General features: G+C 37.6%; 16 protein-coding genes. 2 read left to right on the forward strand and 14 right to left on the reverse strand.

From position 1 onward, the window contains the following. Positions 1 to 22: 22 nt before the first annotated feature. Complete coding sequence (gene panF / locus MHB74_RS17140) at positions 23 to 1,462, reverse strand: sodium/pantothenate symporter (protein WP_061678474.1); 1,440 nt, start codon at positions 1,460 to 1,462, stop codon at positions 23 to 25. A 3-nt stretch (positions 1,463 to 1,465) separates the two neighbouring features. Further along, positions 1,466 to 1,744: a YhdT family protein gene (locus MHB74_RS17145; RefSeq protein ID WP_000656242.1), complete on the reverse strand. Its 279-nt coding sequence runs from the start codon at positions 1,742 to 1,744 to the stop codon at positions 1,466 to 1,468. Between the two features lie 273 nt (positions 1,745 to 2,017). On the opposite strand from MHB74_RS17145, the gene dhaS reads away from it, so the two are divergent. Next, positions 2,018 to 3,502, forward strand: coding sequence for an aldehyde dehydrogenase DhaS (dhaS, locus tag MHB74_RS17150; protein WP_061678475.1), 1,485 nt, complete (start codon positions 2,018 to 2,020; stop codon positions 3,500 to 3,502). A gap of 50 nt (positions 3,503 to 3,552) precedes the next feature. On the opposite strand, the gene fabG is transcribed toward dhaS, so the two are convergent. Further along, positions 3,553 to 4,293 (reverse strand): 3-oxoacyl-ACP reductase FabG, encoded by a 741-nt coding sequence (fabG, locus tag MHB74_RS17155; protein ID WP_061678476.1) that lies wholly within the window; start codon positions 4,291 to 4,293, stop codon positions 3,553 to 3,555. Between the two features lie 133 nt (positions 4,294 to 4,426). On the opposite strand from fabG, the gene MHB74_RS17160 reads away from it, so the two are divergent. Then, on the forward strand, positions 4,427 to 4,576 hold the full coding sequence (locus MHB74_RS17160) for a YfhD family protein (RefSeq protein WP_001035806.1): 150 nt from the start codon (positions 4,427 to 4,429) through the stop codon (positions 4,574 to 4,576). Positions 4,577 to 4,649: 73 nt separating this feature from the next. Here the strand turns inward: MHB74_RS17160 and MHB74_RS17165 are convergent, their stop codons facing one another. From MHB74_RS17165 to MHB74_RS17215, 11 genes are all read right to left on the reverse strand, one after another. After that, positions 4,650 to 6,503 (reverse strand): terpene cyclase/mutase family protein, encoded by a 1,854-nt coding sequence (locus MHB74_RS17165; protein ID WP_061678477.1) that lies wholly within the window; start codon positions 6,501 to 6,503, stop codon positions 4,650 to 4,652. Between the two features lie 99 nt (positions 6,504 to 6,602). Further along, entirely contained in the window at positions 6,603 to 7,028 is a 426-nt protein-coding gene (locus MHB74_RS17170; RefSeq protein ID WP_061678478.1) for a divergent PAP2 family protein, read from the reverse strand. Positions 7,029 to 7,105: 77 nt separating this feature from the next. Beyond that, positions 7,106 to 8,047 carry an EamA family transporter RarD gene (gene rarD, locus MHB74_RS17175; RefSeq protein ID WP_061678479.1) on the reverse strand — a complete coding sequence of 314 codons (942 nt, stop codon included), beginning with the start codon at positions 8,045 to 8,047 and terminating at the stop codon, positions 7,106 to 7,108. 91 nt (positions 8,048 to 8,138) lie between these two features. Beyond that, complete coding sequence (locus MHB74_RS17180; RefSeq protein WP_016086864.1) at positions 8,139 to 8,387, reverse strand: DUF1294 domain-containing protein; 249 nt, start codon at positions 8,385 to 8,387, stop codon at positions 8,139 to 8,141. A 158-nt stretch (positions 8,388 to 8,545) separates the two neighbouring features. Next, positions 8,546 to 8,944 carry a hypothetical protein gene (locus tag MHB74_RS17185; protein WP_061678480.1) on the reverse strand — a complete coding sequence of 133 codons (399 nt, stop codon included), beginning with the start codon at positions 8,942 to 8,944 and terminating at the stop codon, positions 8,546 to 8,548. A 42-nt stretch (positions 8,945 to 8,986) separates the two neighbouring features. Beyond that, entirely contained in the window at positions 8,987 to 9,211 is a 225-nt protein-coding gene (locus MHB74_RS17190; protein ID WP_061678481.1) for a hypothetical protein, read from the reverse strand. Between the two features lie 15 nt (positions 9,212 to 9,226). Continuing rightward, positions 9,227 to 10,276, reverse strand: a complete 1,050-nt coding sequence (locus MHB74_RS17195; RefSeq protein ID WP_061678482.1) for a P-loop NTPase — start codon at positions 10,274 to 10,276, stop codon at positions 9,227 to 9,229. Between the two features lie 60 nt (positions 10,277 to 10,336). Beyond that, entirely contained in the window at positions 10,337 to 10,573 is a 237-nt protein-coding gene (gene moaD / locus MHB74_RS17200) for a molybdopterin converting factor subunit 1 (RefSeq protein ID WP_061678483.1), read from the reverse strand. 4 nt (positions 10,574 to 10,577) lie between these two features. Continuing rightward, positions 10,578 to 11,042 carry a molybdopterin synthase catalytic subunit MoaE gene (gene moaE / locus MHB74_RS17205; protein WP_061678484.1) on the reverse strand — a complete coding sequence of 155 codons (465 nt, stop codon included), beginning with the start codon at positions 11,040 to 11,042 and terminating at the stop codon, positions 10,578 to 10,580. A 156-nt stretch (positions 11,043 to 11,198) separates the two neighbouring features. Further along, positions 11,199 to 12,482, reverse strand: coding sequence for a molybdopterin molybdotransferase MoeA (gene moeA / locus MHB74_RS17210; protein WP_061678485.1), 1,284 nt, complete (start codon positions 12,480 to 12,482; stop codon positions 11,199 to 11,201). An 18-nt stretch (positions 12,483 to 12,500) separates the two neighbouring features. After that, positions 12,501 to 13,517, reverse strand: coding sequence for a molybdopterin-synthase adenylyltransferase MoeB (locus tag MHB74_RS17215; RefSeq protein WP_061678486.1), 1,017 nt, complete (start codon positions 13,515 to 13,517; stop codon positions 12,501 to 12,503). Positions 13,518 to 13,526: the final 9 nt, after the last annotated feature.

Here is a 13,526-nt window from a genome sequence, read left to right on the forward strand (position 1 = left end):
CTATAAGGACTACGTTCTTCCTCTAACCTATACTGTTTTTCTTCACAGCACTCATGCTTCCAATGATATAAGCGATAAACGCTAAACAAATTGGGAAGACAACTGTATGTATACCGAACGGATTTGGATAGAAAAGATGGATACACATATATGAGCCTACCCCAACTAAAATAGAAGCAAGTGCTCCTGTTGCATTTCCTTTACTCCAATATAACCCTAATACGATTGGCCAAATGAATGCTGCTTCTAATCCACCGAAAGAAAATAAATTTAACCATATTAAAAAATCTGGTGGTTTAATTGCTGCTGCATAAACGAGCAGCCCTACGATACCAGTAATCCACAAACTTCCTTTTCTGATCGTACTGTCTGCTGCATCTTTATTTATGTAATTTACGTATATGTCTTTAATAATTGATGAACTTACAAGTAACAATAACGAGTTTACTGTAGACATAATTGCTGCCATTGGCGCAGCTAAGAAAACACCGGCTAACCAAGGTGGCAACACTTCCATCGCGAGTAGCGGCATGACTTTATCCGGTACCGTTATACCTGGAAGTACGACTCTTGCAAATACACCTGTTAAATGCATACCAATCATAATTGTACCTACAACAACTGTTCCAATTATTAATGCTTGATGCATAGCTTTTGAATTTTTATAAGACATGGCACGCACGCTAATTTGCGGTAAACCAACAACGCCAATTCCAATTAAAATCCAAAATGATGTCACATATGATTTCGTTAAACTACCATCCGCTCCGAACGGTGTAATTAAATTCGGATTGATTTGAACAAGTTCCTGCATAATCTTTTCAATTCCACCACCAGCAATGACAGTAGCAATTAAAATGATTGTCGTTCCAACTAACATAATGATTCCTAATAGCGTATCTGATAAAGCAACTGCACGAAATCCACCAATTAATACGTACACAAGTACAGAAAAAGTAAATAGAAATAGTGCCGTTGTATAAGATAGACCCGTTAGCGACTCAATTAATCGGCCACCGCCGACCCATTGAGCTACTGTTGCTGAAAATAAAAAGATAATAATACATAACGCAGAAAGTATAACAACTGCTTTATTATTGTATCTTCCCCTTAAATAATCGATAAGCGTAATGGCTTCCATCTTCCTAGCGATAATTGCAAACTTTTTACCGATAACCGTTAAAACGATATACCCTGTTACAACTTGAATCGCAGATAATAATACCCATCCGAGGCCCATATTGTACGCAATACCTGGACCACCAATAAAGCTACTAGCACTACCGTACGTAGCAATCATTGTCATCGCTAATAATAAACCGCCAAGCTCACGCCCACCAAGAAAATATTCTTGTAAAAATTTATTATTAGCAGTCGCTTGTACGCGTCTTGAAGCATATACACCAATTAAAAACACAACGATAAATGAAATTATCATTGGAATGATTACATACCAATTCATCTATTATTCCTCACTTTTTTCTTCCTCATCGAGTGAAATATCTTGAAATACAAAACGAACAACTAAACTAAGTAAAATAACCATAACGACAAACCCAACGATACAGCTATAAAAAAACCATGCTGGAAAACCGAATACATATGTATATTCACTTGGATTTTTACTACCAAGCCCATAAGCAAATCCGTACCATATTATAAAATTGATAATAGCAAGTCCAAGACCAATTAACGCTTCTCTATGGGCGATTCGAAAGCGTGGATCATCATGATAATCCTTCATTTTTCTCCCTCCTCTCACGATGTATTATTGTACCATTGTTCTTCTAGTTTTTCCTACTAGAAACCAAAAACAAGCAGGATTTTTTAAATTCATATAGAAGATTCTCTTACATTACATATTTTTTACAATTGTAACACAAATGAAATTTGAATTTTCAGTATTTGTTAATTATGATTTAAATTAGAGGCTTTCCATCTAGTTCCCACATCCTTGATTTCGGAATAAACGCCGTCTCGTACTGCGTTTACATTATATTTTCAAGGGGGTTATACAATGAGTCAACTAGCTGTAAATCTTCATGAAAAGGTAGAAAAGTTTCTTCAAGGTACAAAAAAGTTATATGTGAATGGATCTTTCATTGAAAGCGCTTCCGGTAAAACATTTAAAACACCTAACCCAGCAACCGGCGAAACACTTGCCGTCGTCTCTGAGGCTGGTCGCGAAGATATTCATAAAGCTGTTGTTGCAGCTCGCATGGCTTTTGACGAAGGTCCTTGGTCTCGCATGAGCACTGCTGAGCGAAGCCGTCTTATGTACAAGTTAGCTGATTTAATGGAAGAACATAAAGAAGAACTTGCACAACTCGAAACATTAGATAACGGAAAGCCAATCCGTGAAACAATGGCAGCAGACATACCACTTGCAATTGAACATATGCGCTATTATGCTGGTTGGGCTACGAAAATCGTTGGTCAAACAATTCCTGTTTCTGGTGATTACTTTAACTATACACGCCATGAGGCTGTTGGTGTCGTCGGTCAAATTATTCCTTGGAACTTCCCACTTCTTATGGCAATGTGGAAAATGGGAGCAGCGCTTGCTACAGGATGTACAATCGTTTTAAAACCTGCAGAACAAACTCCACTATCCGCTCTATACTTAGCTGAATTAATTGAAGAAGCTGGATTCCCGAAAGGCGTTATTAATATCGTTCCTGGATTCGGTGAATCAGCTGGACAAGCTCTTGTTAATCATCCACTCGTTGATAAAATTGCATTTACTGGCTCTACGCCAGTCGGTAAACAAATTATGCGACAAGCTTCTGAATCATTAAAACGTGTTACTTTAGAGCTTGGCGGTAAATCACCGAACATTATTTTACCAGACGCCGACTTATCTCGCGCGATTCCTGGTGCACTTTCTGGTGTTATGTTTAACCAAGGACAAGTATGCTCTGCTGGATCACGCTTATTTGTTCCAAAGAAAATGTATGATAATGTCATGGCTGATCTCGTCCTTTATTCTAAAAAATTAAATCAAGGCGCTGGTCTAAGTCCAGAAACTACAATCGGTCCTCTCGTTTCTGAAGAACAACAAAAACGTGTAATGGGCTTCATTGAAAAAGGGATTGAAGAAGGCGCTGAAGTACTTTGCGGAGGAAGTAATCCATTCGATCAAGGCTACTTCGTTTCTCCTACAGTATTCGCTGACGTAAATGACGAAATGACGATCGCAAAAGAAGAAATTTTCGGTCCAGTTATTTCTGCAATACCTTTTAACGATATTGATGAAGTAATTGAACGTGCAAATAAATCACAATTCGGCTTAGCGGCTGGTGTGTGGACAGAAAATGTTAAAACAGCACACTATGTTGCAAGTAAAGTGCGCGCTGGTACTGTATGGGTAAACTGTTATAACGTCTTTGATGCAGCATCTCCATTTGGAGGATTTAAACAATCCGGTCTTGGCCGTGAAATGGGATCTTACGCATTAAATAACTATACAGAAGTGAAGAGTGTTTGGCTCAACTTAAACTAACGAAAAAGAACCTGACCTATCCGGTCAGGTTCTTTTCAATATGTATTCCTTTAAACTTGCAGTCCACCGCTCACATTTAATACTTCTCCTGTAATATAGGATGCGTATTCTGATGCTAAAAAGGCCGCTGCGTTCGCAATATCTTCTGGCGTTCCAATTCTACCTACTGGAATCGCACCAACCATCTTTTCTTTCACTTTATCTGGTATCGTTTTTGTCATATCTGTATCCATAAATCCTGGACAAATCGCATTACATGTAATACCGAAACTTCCAACTTCTTTCGCCGCTGTTTTCGTTAAACCTACAACTCCTGCCTTTGTAGCAGCATAATTCGCTTGTCCTATATTTCCTTCTCTACTAATTGAAGATATATTAATAATGCGTCCATACCCTTGTTGTCTCATGTAAAGAAGCGCTGGCTGCATACAATAAAAAACACCAGTTAAGTTCACTTGCAATACTTGTTCCCAAGAAGACTTCTCCATTTTATGTAACATTGCATCTCTTGTAATCCCAGCATTATTCACCAAAATATGTAATGTACCGAATTTTTGAACCGCATATTCAATTAATGACTTCGCTTCATTTTGATTACTCACATCACATCGATATAAACTCACTTCATATCCTTCATCCGATAACTCACGTGTCGTTTTTTGTAGCTTTTCTTCATTTACATCGCTAATTAATACTTTCGCCCCTAATTTTGCATAAACCCTTGCAATCTCTTTTCCAATTCCCTGTGCAGCTCCTGTTACAACAGCTGTTTTCCCATTTAAAAACTCCATCCCTATCCCCCATTTCTATTACTTATACTGTATATTTCGGCTTTTTGCCTTCCGATTCCTCTTTGTATAAAAAAGTCTATTTGTGTCAAACTAACTTTGCAACGTCGCATAAAACACAAGGAGATTGTGTCGAATGAACAAAAAAAATTTCAAACAAAACAAAGCTGCTGATGGCATTGATGTTGAGTTCTCTCGTGAACTCGCTGACCACAATGACTTAGAAGCAAACGCACGTGCAAATGCCGCTGATGCACGTCAAAAACGCCAGTCAACAGAAAAATAAGGAAATCACAACCTTATTCTTTTCAACAGGGACCTACTACCCAACAAAATAAACCGAGAGGTATTCTCTCGGTTTATTTTCGATATTTTTTTATATAATGTGCCAAAGTAAGTAGCGGATATATATGGGCATAGCTATGATAACGAATATAAAAACCACCTGGTAAACCTGTTCCAGTAGGATATTTTTCATTCACATAACGATTCGCAAGCAAATATGAGATACCCTTTCGAATTGCTGGTGTTTCCTTATCATAGTAAGAAATGAGAGCATCTAACGCCCATGCTGTTTGGGATGGTGTACTGAATGGTAAAGTAACGAACCTTTTTTCCACACTACTGTGGCATGATTCCCCCCAGCCACCATCTTCATGCTGTATATGTTCAAGCCATAAAGCTGCTCGTTTCAATGATGGATTGCTAGATGGAATGCCGAGTGACCGTAAACCGGTCATCACCGCCCACGTACCATATATATAACAAATCCCCCATTTTCCATACCATGATCCATTTTTCTCTTGTACATTCATTAACCAATTTATTGCACTTTGTTTTTGTTTCTCTGGCAATTCATTTTGCGCATATGTCCCGAAAAGCTCTAACACTCTTCCTGTAATATCTGGTGTAGAAGGATCTGTAATCATGTCGCTTGCATTTTCGATTGGTAAATTTGCTAATAAATTGCTCGTCACACCTTTTTCAAATGCTCCCCAGCCACCATCATTATTTTGTAATCCTTTAACCCAAATAACCCCTTTCTTCCAAGCATAATCTACATTTTCGTTCCCTCTACTTTTTGCCAATACTCTTAATACCGCTGTTGTATCATCAACATCAGGGATTGTCGTATTCACATCCGAAAAACCCCAACCGCCTGGCGCAAGCGCTGGTGCATGTACGCTCCAATCAGCTTTTTTTGAATGCTGTTTTTTTAATAAATATGTTACTGCATGTTGAATCATCTTATTATCTTTCGGTACTTGGGCCTCTTGTAACGCATAGCTGAGTAAAGCCGTATCCCATACAGCTGAAGGCGAGTTTTGCAAATGATTCCCGTTTTCCATCTTCCATATATAAGATGTTATCCCGGTTATAGCCTTTTGAATGATTGATGATTGAAGAGAATGTCCTAACGCGAGTAAAGCATAAATCATATAAAACGAGGCAGTTGCGTAACTATATAACGTTCCATTCTCATCAATACGTTCTTTCATAAAACGTTCGACTTCCTCATTCCCTTTATGATGTAAAGATAGTGGATACGATATAATTTGTTTTACATCACTTACTATCGTTTGAAACAACGGAGACCGATCCTCTCGAAACCATTCCCCGCCCCCTCCCGAAATATGATTTAAATTTGGCAGTAACTTTTTCCCTACTCGAAATCTTTTATTTAAACAAACCATCATCGGAATTAAATGGATACGCGCTGAGCTACTTAACTCAAATATACTGAGAGGTGAATCACTTTGGAGAAACATAATTGGTGTTGGCAAATGAAAGAGCGAAGGATATTCATATTCTCCATGAACCGCTAATAAAAACTTCGTCATAAAATGAGCACGCGCTACCCCGCCACGCTCATTTATAAACATTTCGGCTCGCTTCATATTCGCATCTTCTTTTGTATATGTTTTTGAAGCAAGTAAGGCAGCATAAGATTGGATTGTAGCAGATAAATTACCACCCACTTCATCTTCATACAATTTCCATGTTCCTTCATTTGTTTGAAGTGATGCTAATCTTTTTACAAACGGTTCTATCTCTTTATCTCTACCTAATAATTTTAATAAAAAGATCATATGGCAATCTGTTAATGGTGCTCCTTCAAAACAAAAGTGCCACGTTCCATCTCGCCGTTGCATCGTTTGAAGTGCAGTTGTTCTTCTTGCTATCTCTTCATGCACTTTTTCATATAATAACAAGTTACTCACCCACCCTTTCGAAATCCGTATAACGATATTCAAAAAAGTAGTTGAATATGTATGAAAACAAAGAAAAGCAGAACATATAAAATGTTCTGCTCATAAACAATATCCCACTCCGACAATTATCCCTACTAAAGCACCGACTACTACTTCATACGGTGTATGCCCGACAAGTTCATTTAACTTCTTATATTCTGTTTGTTTACCGTGAAAAAACTCATTCAAAATTTTCGCTTGTTTACTTACCGCGAGCCTTACTCCTGAAGCATCATACATAACAATAATGGCAAAAATAGCAGCGATCGCAAACATGGAACTTTCCACACCTTCCACAACACCAACACCTGTCGCAAGTGCTGTAACAGTTGAAGCATGAGAACTTGGCATACCACCTGAAGCGAAAAACTTTGCAAAATCAAATTCACCCGTTTTGAATAATTTAAAGACTACTTTCGTTAATTGTGCTAAAAACCATGAAATTACAGCGGCCATAAGCGGATCATTATGTAAAATTGTTTCCACGTTCTCAGCTCCCTACTGACTATAATGGAAATTCTATAGTATCAGTATAAAGAAAAATGCGTAGAAAATACTACGCATTATGATACTTTTGCTGATTTATTTTTTATAAATTTCGGTTGTTTCTGCACTAAAAACTTTGTTTTTGCTATTGAAAACACAAATAATGCAATCCATATACAGAAAAATGCCATCATATGAGTAGATGTGAAATGCTCACCAAATACGAATACACCTAAAATTAAACTAATTGTTGGTGCAATATATTGTAAAAATCCTATCATATAAAGCGGAATAAGTTGTGCTCCTTTTGCAAAATAAAAAAGTGGTAAAGCTGTAACAATTCCTGCTCCTATTAATAGTAACGTCGATAACATGGAAATAGATCCAAATGAACCGAAACCATGTACTCCTGTCATAACGAGATAAATGATCGCAAACGGCGTCACTAACATCGTTTCCATCGTAAGACCAATTGTCGCATCATAGTTTAACAATTTTTTCGTTAATCCATATAATCCAAATGAAAAGGCAAGTGATAAAGAAACCCACGGAATAGATCCAAAACGTACTGTTAAAATGATAACCCCCACTCCAGCTAAACCAACTGCAACATATTGCCAAAAGTTTAACTTTTCCTTTAATACAACGGTACCAAGTAAAATGCTAATAAGTGGATTAATATAATATCCGAGACTGGCTTCAATGACATGATTATGATTAACGGCCCATATGTAGACAAACCAGTTTCCGCTAATCAAGACCGAAGCTATTGTTAATGACATTAATAATTTAGGTCGTTTAAAAAGATTCACGAACTCCCCAATAAACTGACGAAATCTCTTCGTAACACCTAATACAAGTAACATAAAAACGAATGCCCAAACGATGCGGTGTGCTAATATTTCATCTGCTGGAACTTCCTCAACCCATTTCCAATAGATTGGTAGGATTCCCCACATCGTATAAGCACCAGCCGCATATATAATTCCCTTTTTTTGCTGTGCTGATTGACTCCCCATCTTCCTTTTTCTCCTCTTCTCATTTTTCTCCATTATACGGTCCCACATGCTCACTTTACCAATAATCAATCTGCAATTCTTTCGACATTTCTCATACAGCAAAAAGTAAACATACTGTTATAACGACAAGTAACGGTATACCGAAAACAAATTTCTTTTTATGTGTTTTATGGTGAAACATATACATACCAATCCACGCACCAACTGCGCCTCCAGCTGCCGCTGATAAAAACAACGTACTTTCTGGTGTTCTCCACTGTTTCTTCTTCGCTTTTCGTTTATCAAGCCCCATAAGGCTAAAAGCTATAACGTTAATAATAATAAAATAAATCCATTTCATCGCTTTCTCTCCCTATGAAAAATTCGCTTAATGGTAACATGAAAAAACGACGGAAACAACTGAAGAACGCTTTTTATTAACTAGTCACCTTCATATTTACATAACCCACAAAAATCGCAGTTAAAGCAATAAAATAGAAAGAAGTTATGAGCAGAACTTTATATTTCATTCCCTTCACCCACTACCATTTCATCGAAAAAACTTCTCTCAATCTCTTTTTCATCAAAACGAAGAACTACAATTAGTCCTATATATAAAGAAACGAAATTTAGAAACCATTCGCCATTTTCATCTTTGTTAGCTAAACATTTAAATATCTCTTGAAATTGCATACGCTCATCTGCAGCAGCAACCGGACGCACACCAAAGTATTTCAATACGAGATTCAGCTTCAGATGCACGGATAATGATAAAATATATCTTAATAACTCCGTATACTCTGCACTATCTTTTTGACTATACAGCTTCACAAGCTTTTGATGTAAAGTAGAAATCGATAATTCTTCGTCAGTCACTTTAGTCACTTCTACCATTTCAATCATCTTTTTCATATTCATTACATTCACCCCTTCTGCAAAAAAACAAAAGCCAAAGCGTATTTATTTTATAATCAGCAATAATTGAGTATTTCTCATCTCTCGTTCTTCTTCACTAACTAAGTCATACTTCTTTAGAAGATGAAAGACATCATTTAATATTTCCTGTGAATGATTCCCTTGCAAAAATCCCTTTACCTCTTTTAAAATCACTTCCGGTAAAAAATTCTTTTGACTTTCAAGCTTATTCATTACATCTTCCATAGAATGATCAATATTACAAGCCATACTAAACTTCCCCCTCTATCCTTTATAAATAATATCCTCCGCTAACGATGTAAACACTTCTCCTACAAAAGAGTCTTCATCATATACAGATGAACCGTTATTTTCTTCTCGTTTTGCAAAAGGTATTTGCGCGATCACTTCTGTTTGCAATTGTTCTGCAAGCATTTCGCCCCCACCTTTTCCGAAAAGATAGTTTTTTGATCCATCTTGTTCTTCATAATAAGCCATATTTTCTACAATCCCTAAAATCTCGTGTTTCGTATGTTTTGCCATAACACCTACTCTAGATGCTACGAACGAAGCTACATTGTGTGGTGTTGTAACGATAATCTCTTGCGCCTGTGGGATCATCGCTGCAACATCAATAGCAACATCTCCTGTACCAGGTGGTAAATCAAGAAGTAAATAATCTAATTCTCCCCAGTGCGTATTCGCAAGGAAATTTTGAATCCATTTATTTAACATCGGTCCGCGCCACATAACCGGGTTATTTCCTTCCGTAAAAAATCCCATCGACATAATTTTAACACCGTGACTAACGACTGGAATTGCTGTTTGATCAATCATCGTCGGTTTTTGATTCGTTTCCATCATAGCCGGAATGCTAAAGCCATATATATCTGCATCTAATATCCCTACCTTTTTGCCCATACGAGCTAAAGCAGTTGCAAGATTTATTGTCACTGTTGATTTTCCAACTCCACCTTTACCGCTCGTTACAGTAATAAATCTTACCCCTGAATCAAGGCGAAGCATGCTCGGCATACCAGTTTCTGTTCTCGTAGTTTTCTTTAACTTCTCTGTTAGCGCAGCTCGTTCGTCTTGTGTCATAGAACCAAATGTCAAATCTACCTTAGATGCACCAATTGCATGAAGAGACTCTTCCACATCTTGTTGAATTTTTGCCTTTAATGGACAACCTTGAATCGTTAGCACTACTTCAAGTTTAACCTCTGTTCCATTCATTTGTATATTTCTAACCATATTTAATTCTACAATACTTTTGTGTAACTCCGGATCCTCTACATGTTTTAATGCGTTCATTATTTGTTCTTGCGTAATCATAGCACTCATCCCTTCTCGTATTCGAATTTATATACAACATTTTCTTGGCGAAAAAGCTTTTTATCCCCCGCTAACAGGCGGGATTAATGCGACTATATCTCCAGCTTTTATCATCTCTTCATTCGTTACAAACTCTTCATTCACAGCCACCATCACTTTATCAAGCGATTGTAAACAATAACTTGCTTTCAGCCATTCTTTTAATTGCTGAACTGTCATTTCTTGTTTTTCTAAAATTACGAGTCGATCCGATCCGACTTCCTCACGTAAATTTGCGAACAATAAAATTGTAATCATCTTCTCATTCTTCCTTCTTTGGTTTTCCTTCTGGATATGCCGTATTTTCAAGTTGATCTCCAATCCACATCGTTCCATCTTCCCAAAATTCTTTTTTCCAAATTGGGACGATTCGTTTTATACGTTCAATCGTGTATTCATTTGCTTCATAAGCTACTTTACGATGCGGTGATGAAACTGCAATGACTACCGCAATATCCATGATTTCTAGCCGCCCTACACGGTGCGTAATTGCTACTTTTGCGTCTGGCCACTTTTCATTTATTTCTTCACCAATTCTCATAAGTTGTTTCACTGCCATCGGTTTATATGCTTCGTACTCTAAATGTAGCGTTCGTTTTCCTTTTGTTAGTTCTCTCACCGTGCCAATAAATGTTGTAATTGCACCTGCTTCTCTTCTTGCGACTTTATTCGTTACTTCTTCAACTGAAATCGGTATATCTACAATTTCAAATAGTGCTTGTCCCATTAGAAACACCTCTCACTTTATCCCGCTTTAATGGGCAGTAAGACCCCCACCTCAAAATGCAGCGAAAGCAAAGAAGTTAGGCGGGGGATCAACTGTCCATAAAAGTCCGATTGGTTCAACTAATAATCAGTGGGGGATGAAGAAAACCCCCACTGATTAAAGTTTCACTTTATAAAATGTCCCAGGCCATTCACTACCTTCATTATCTTCTAGCAAGAGAATATCTACGAACATATCTTTTTTATACCCTCTAGTACCACCTGGAAGTACAATAAATATATTTGTCTCTGCTAGGGAAGAAACCGAGCTAGATTTATCAAACCCTGACGGATAAGCAATTAATTGCCCTTCTTTATATGTCAGTTTTGCTCGCACAAATCTTGTAAATGGATTTGGTTTTAGAAAATCTTCTCCTAATAACGCTTTTTCTCTTTTCATATGTGCTTTTTCAATAAACATATACGTCCGAATACAAGGTCTTACAAACAATTCAAATCCTACGTAACAAGCAGATGGATTTCCTGATAAACCAAATAATAACTTGCCATTTAATTGCGCTACAGTCGTAACACTCCCTGGCCGCATTGCAACTTTATTGAAAAGAACAGAGGCACCTAACTTTTCGTAAATAGCTGGTAAATAATCGTAATCCCCTACTGATACACCGCCTGTTGTAATGAGCATATCCACTTGACTTAACGCTTCTTTTACAGCTGTGAAACATGTATGAAAATCATCGCTAAACTTCCCGAAATATTTTACTCTGCCGCCCGCTCTTCGAATTTGGGACAATATCATATACGTATTACTATTTCGGATTTTCCCTGGCTGTAGTGAATCATTTACATCCAGTAATTCACTACCAGTCGCTAACAATCCAATTACAGGCTTTCTCGCCACTGGCACCTCACTATACCCGAACGTAGCAAGAAGAGCTGAAATACCTGGATGAATGTATGATCCTTTTTTTGCAAGAACCGTTCCTTTACGAGCATCTTCACCTCGAAAAGAAATATTGTCGCCCGTTTTGAATGATCGCTTCACTTCCATATAATTGTTGCCAGCTTTCTCATATTGACGAGTCAACTCTAACATAACCACCGCATCACACCCATTCGGAATTTGCGCTCCCGTCATAATTCGAACTGCTTGAAACGGACCTACTTTCTCGTGGAATATTGATCCCGCACCAATTTCACCAATTACTTCAAACACAATTGGCGTTTCATAACTTGCTACATTCGTATCTTCTGCTCTAATAGCAAACCCGTCATACGGTGAACGATTGAATGAAGGTACATCATGGTCAGCTACTAAATCCTCTGCTAATATACGCCCGTAAGCTAATTCAATAGGTAGCAGCTCCTTTAATCCCTCATTAGCAAATCCCATTACTTTACGAACAGCTTCTTCAACCGTAATTGGCACTCTTCTTTCCATTATTGACAACCCTTTCTATTAACCGAATACGCGATAATATAATTGTTTCGCTTTCGAAATATCATTTGTACCATGAATGAAAACACGACCATCCCGAAAAATAACGACGCGGTAATCATCTAGTTGGCAAGATAGTAAATACGGATTTCGATCTACTTGCCCCAGTTTTTTTAATACTTTTTCTATATCGTCAAAATCGTACTTTCTATTTTCTACTGGCCTAATTTGAACTGTATTTCTTCCGCACAAAACAGCTACCTTCGTTTGGTTTTCGTATGATAAATAAGGATAAGTTCGATTCAAACCGCACGAAGGGCAATCGTCTGTTTTGATTTTCCTTAGTTTTATAAAATGGTTTTGATTGCTCCATATATCAAACATGAAAAATGTTTTTCTAACTGCTGCGAAATCTCCTACTAAAATTTTGAATGCTTCCGCCACTTGATATGCTGCGACGATTTGCACAGTCGGGCTAATAATTCCCGCGGTATCACATGTCACACCTGTAACAGGAACGTTCTTCAGCACACAATGTAAACATGGTGTCTCTTGCGGAATAACCGTATAACTCATACCGTACGACCCAACGCAAGAACCGTATACCCACGGAATCTTATGTTTTTGTGATAAATCATTTATTACAAATCGAATATCAAAATTATCTGTTGCATCAATTATTACATCTACATTTTTTAATAGGTCTTCCATGTTTTCTGCACTTGCATCCATTACGAAAGCATCTATTAGTACTTCCGAATTAATTCGCTCTAACCGATTTTTAGCAGCAATTGCTTTCGGTATTTCCTCTCTCGCATCTTCTTCAGAGTACAATTGTTGCCTTTGTAAATTACTCCATTCAACGTAGTCACGATCAATAATCGTCAACTTGCCAATACCTGCACGTACGAAACTTTCAGCACTCGCACTTCCTAATGCGCCTGCTCCTACAATTAACACATGTTTATTTTGAATTTTTTCTTGTCCTTTACTCCCAATCGGTTTGAACAACTGTTGTCGTGAATACCGCTCAGCCATTACATACCC

This window comes from Bacillus sp. FSL K6-0069, from assembly GCF_038007785.1.
GTDB lineage: Bacteria > Bacillota > Bacilli > Bacillales > Bacillaceae_G > Bacillus_A > Bacillus_A mobilis.

What these genes read in the sequence shown, in the direction of transcription:
- panF (WP_061678474.1), bottom strand. Translation starts at nt 1,462, where the DNA reads ATGAATTGGTATGTAATCATTCCAATGATAATTTCATTTATCGTTGTG.
- MHB74_RS17145 (WP_000656242.1), bottom strand. Translation starts at nt 1,744, where the DNA reads ATGAAGGATTATCATGATGATCCACGCTTTCGAATCGCCCATAGAGAA.
- dhaS (WP_061678475.1), top strand. Translation starts at nt 2,018, where the DNA reads ATGAGTCAACTAGCTGTAAATCTTCATGAAAAGGTAGAAAAGTTTCTT.
- fabG (WP_061678476.1), bottom strand. Translation starts at nt 4,293, where the DNA reads ATGGAGTTTTTAAATGGGAAAACAGCTGTTGTAACAGGAGCTGCACAG.
- MHB74_RS17160 (WP_001035806.1), top strand. Translation starts at nt 4,427, where the DNA reads ATGAACAAAAAAAATTTCAAACAAAACAAAGCTGCTGATGGCATTGAT.
- rarD (WP_061678479.1), bottom strand. Translation starts at nt 8,047, where the DNA reads ATGGGGAGTCAATCAGCACAGCAAAAAAAGGGAATTATATATGCGGCT.
- MHB74_RS17180 (WP_016086864.1), bottom strand. Translation starts at nt 8,387, where the DNA reads ATGAAATGGATTTATTTTATTATTATTAACGTTATAGCTTTTAGCCTT.
- MHB74_RS17185 (WP_061678480.1), bottom strand. Translation starts at nt 8,944, where the DNA reads ATGAATATGAAAAAGATGATTGAAATGGTAGAAGTGACTAAAGTGACT.
- MHB74_RS17190 (WP_061678481.1), bottom strand. Translation starts at nt 9,211, where the DNA reads ATGGCTTGTAATATTGATCATTCTATGGAAGATGTAATGAATAAGCTT.
- MHB74_RS17195 (WP_061678482.1), bottom strand. Translation starts at nt 10,276, where the DNA reads ATGATTACGCAAGAACAAATAATGAACGCATTAAAACATGTAGAGGAT.
- moaD (WP_061678483.1), bottom strand. Translation starts at nt 10,573, where the DNA reads ATGATTACAATTTTATTGTTCGCAAATTTACGTGAGGAAGTCGGATCG.
- moaE (WP_061678484.1), bottom strand. Translation starts at nt 11,042, where the DNA reads ATGGGACAAGCACTATTTGAAATTGTAGATATACCGATTTCAGTTGAA.
- moeA (WP_061678485.1), bottom strand. Translation starts at nt 12,482, where the DNA reads ATGGAAAGAAGAGTGCCAATTACGGTTGAAGAAGCTGTTCGTAAAGTA.
- MHB74_RS17215 (WP_061678486.1), bottom strand. Translation starts at nt 13,517, where the DNA reads ATGGCTGAGCGGTATTCACGACAACAGTTGTTCAAACCGATTGGGAGT.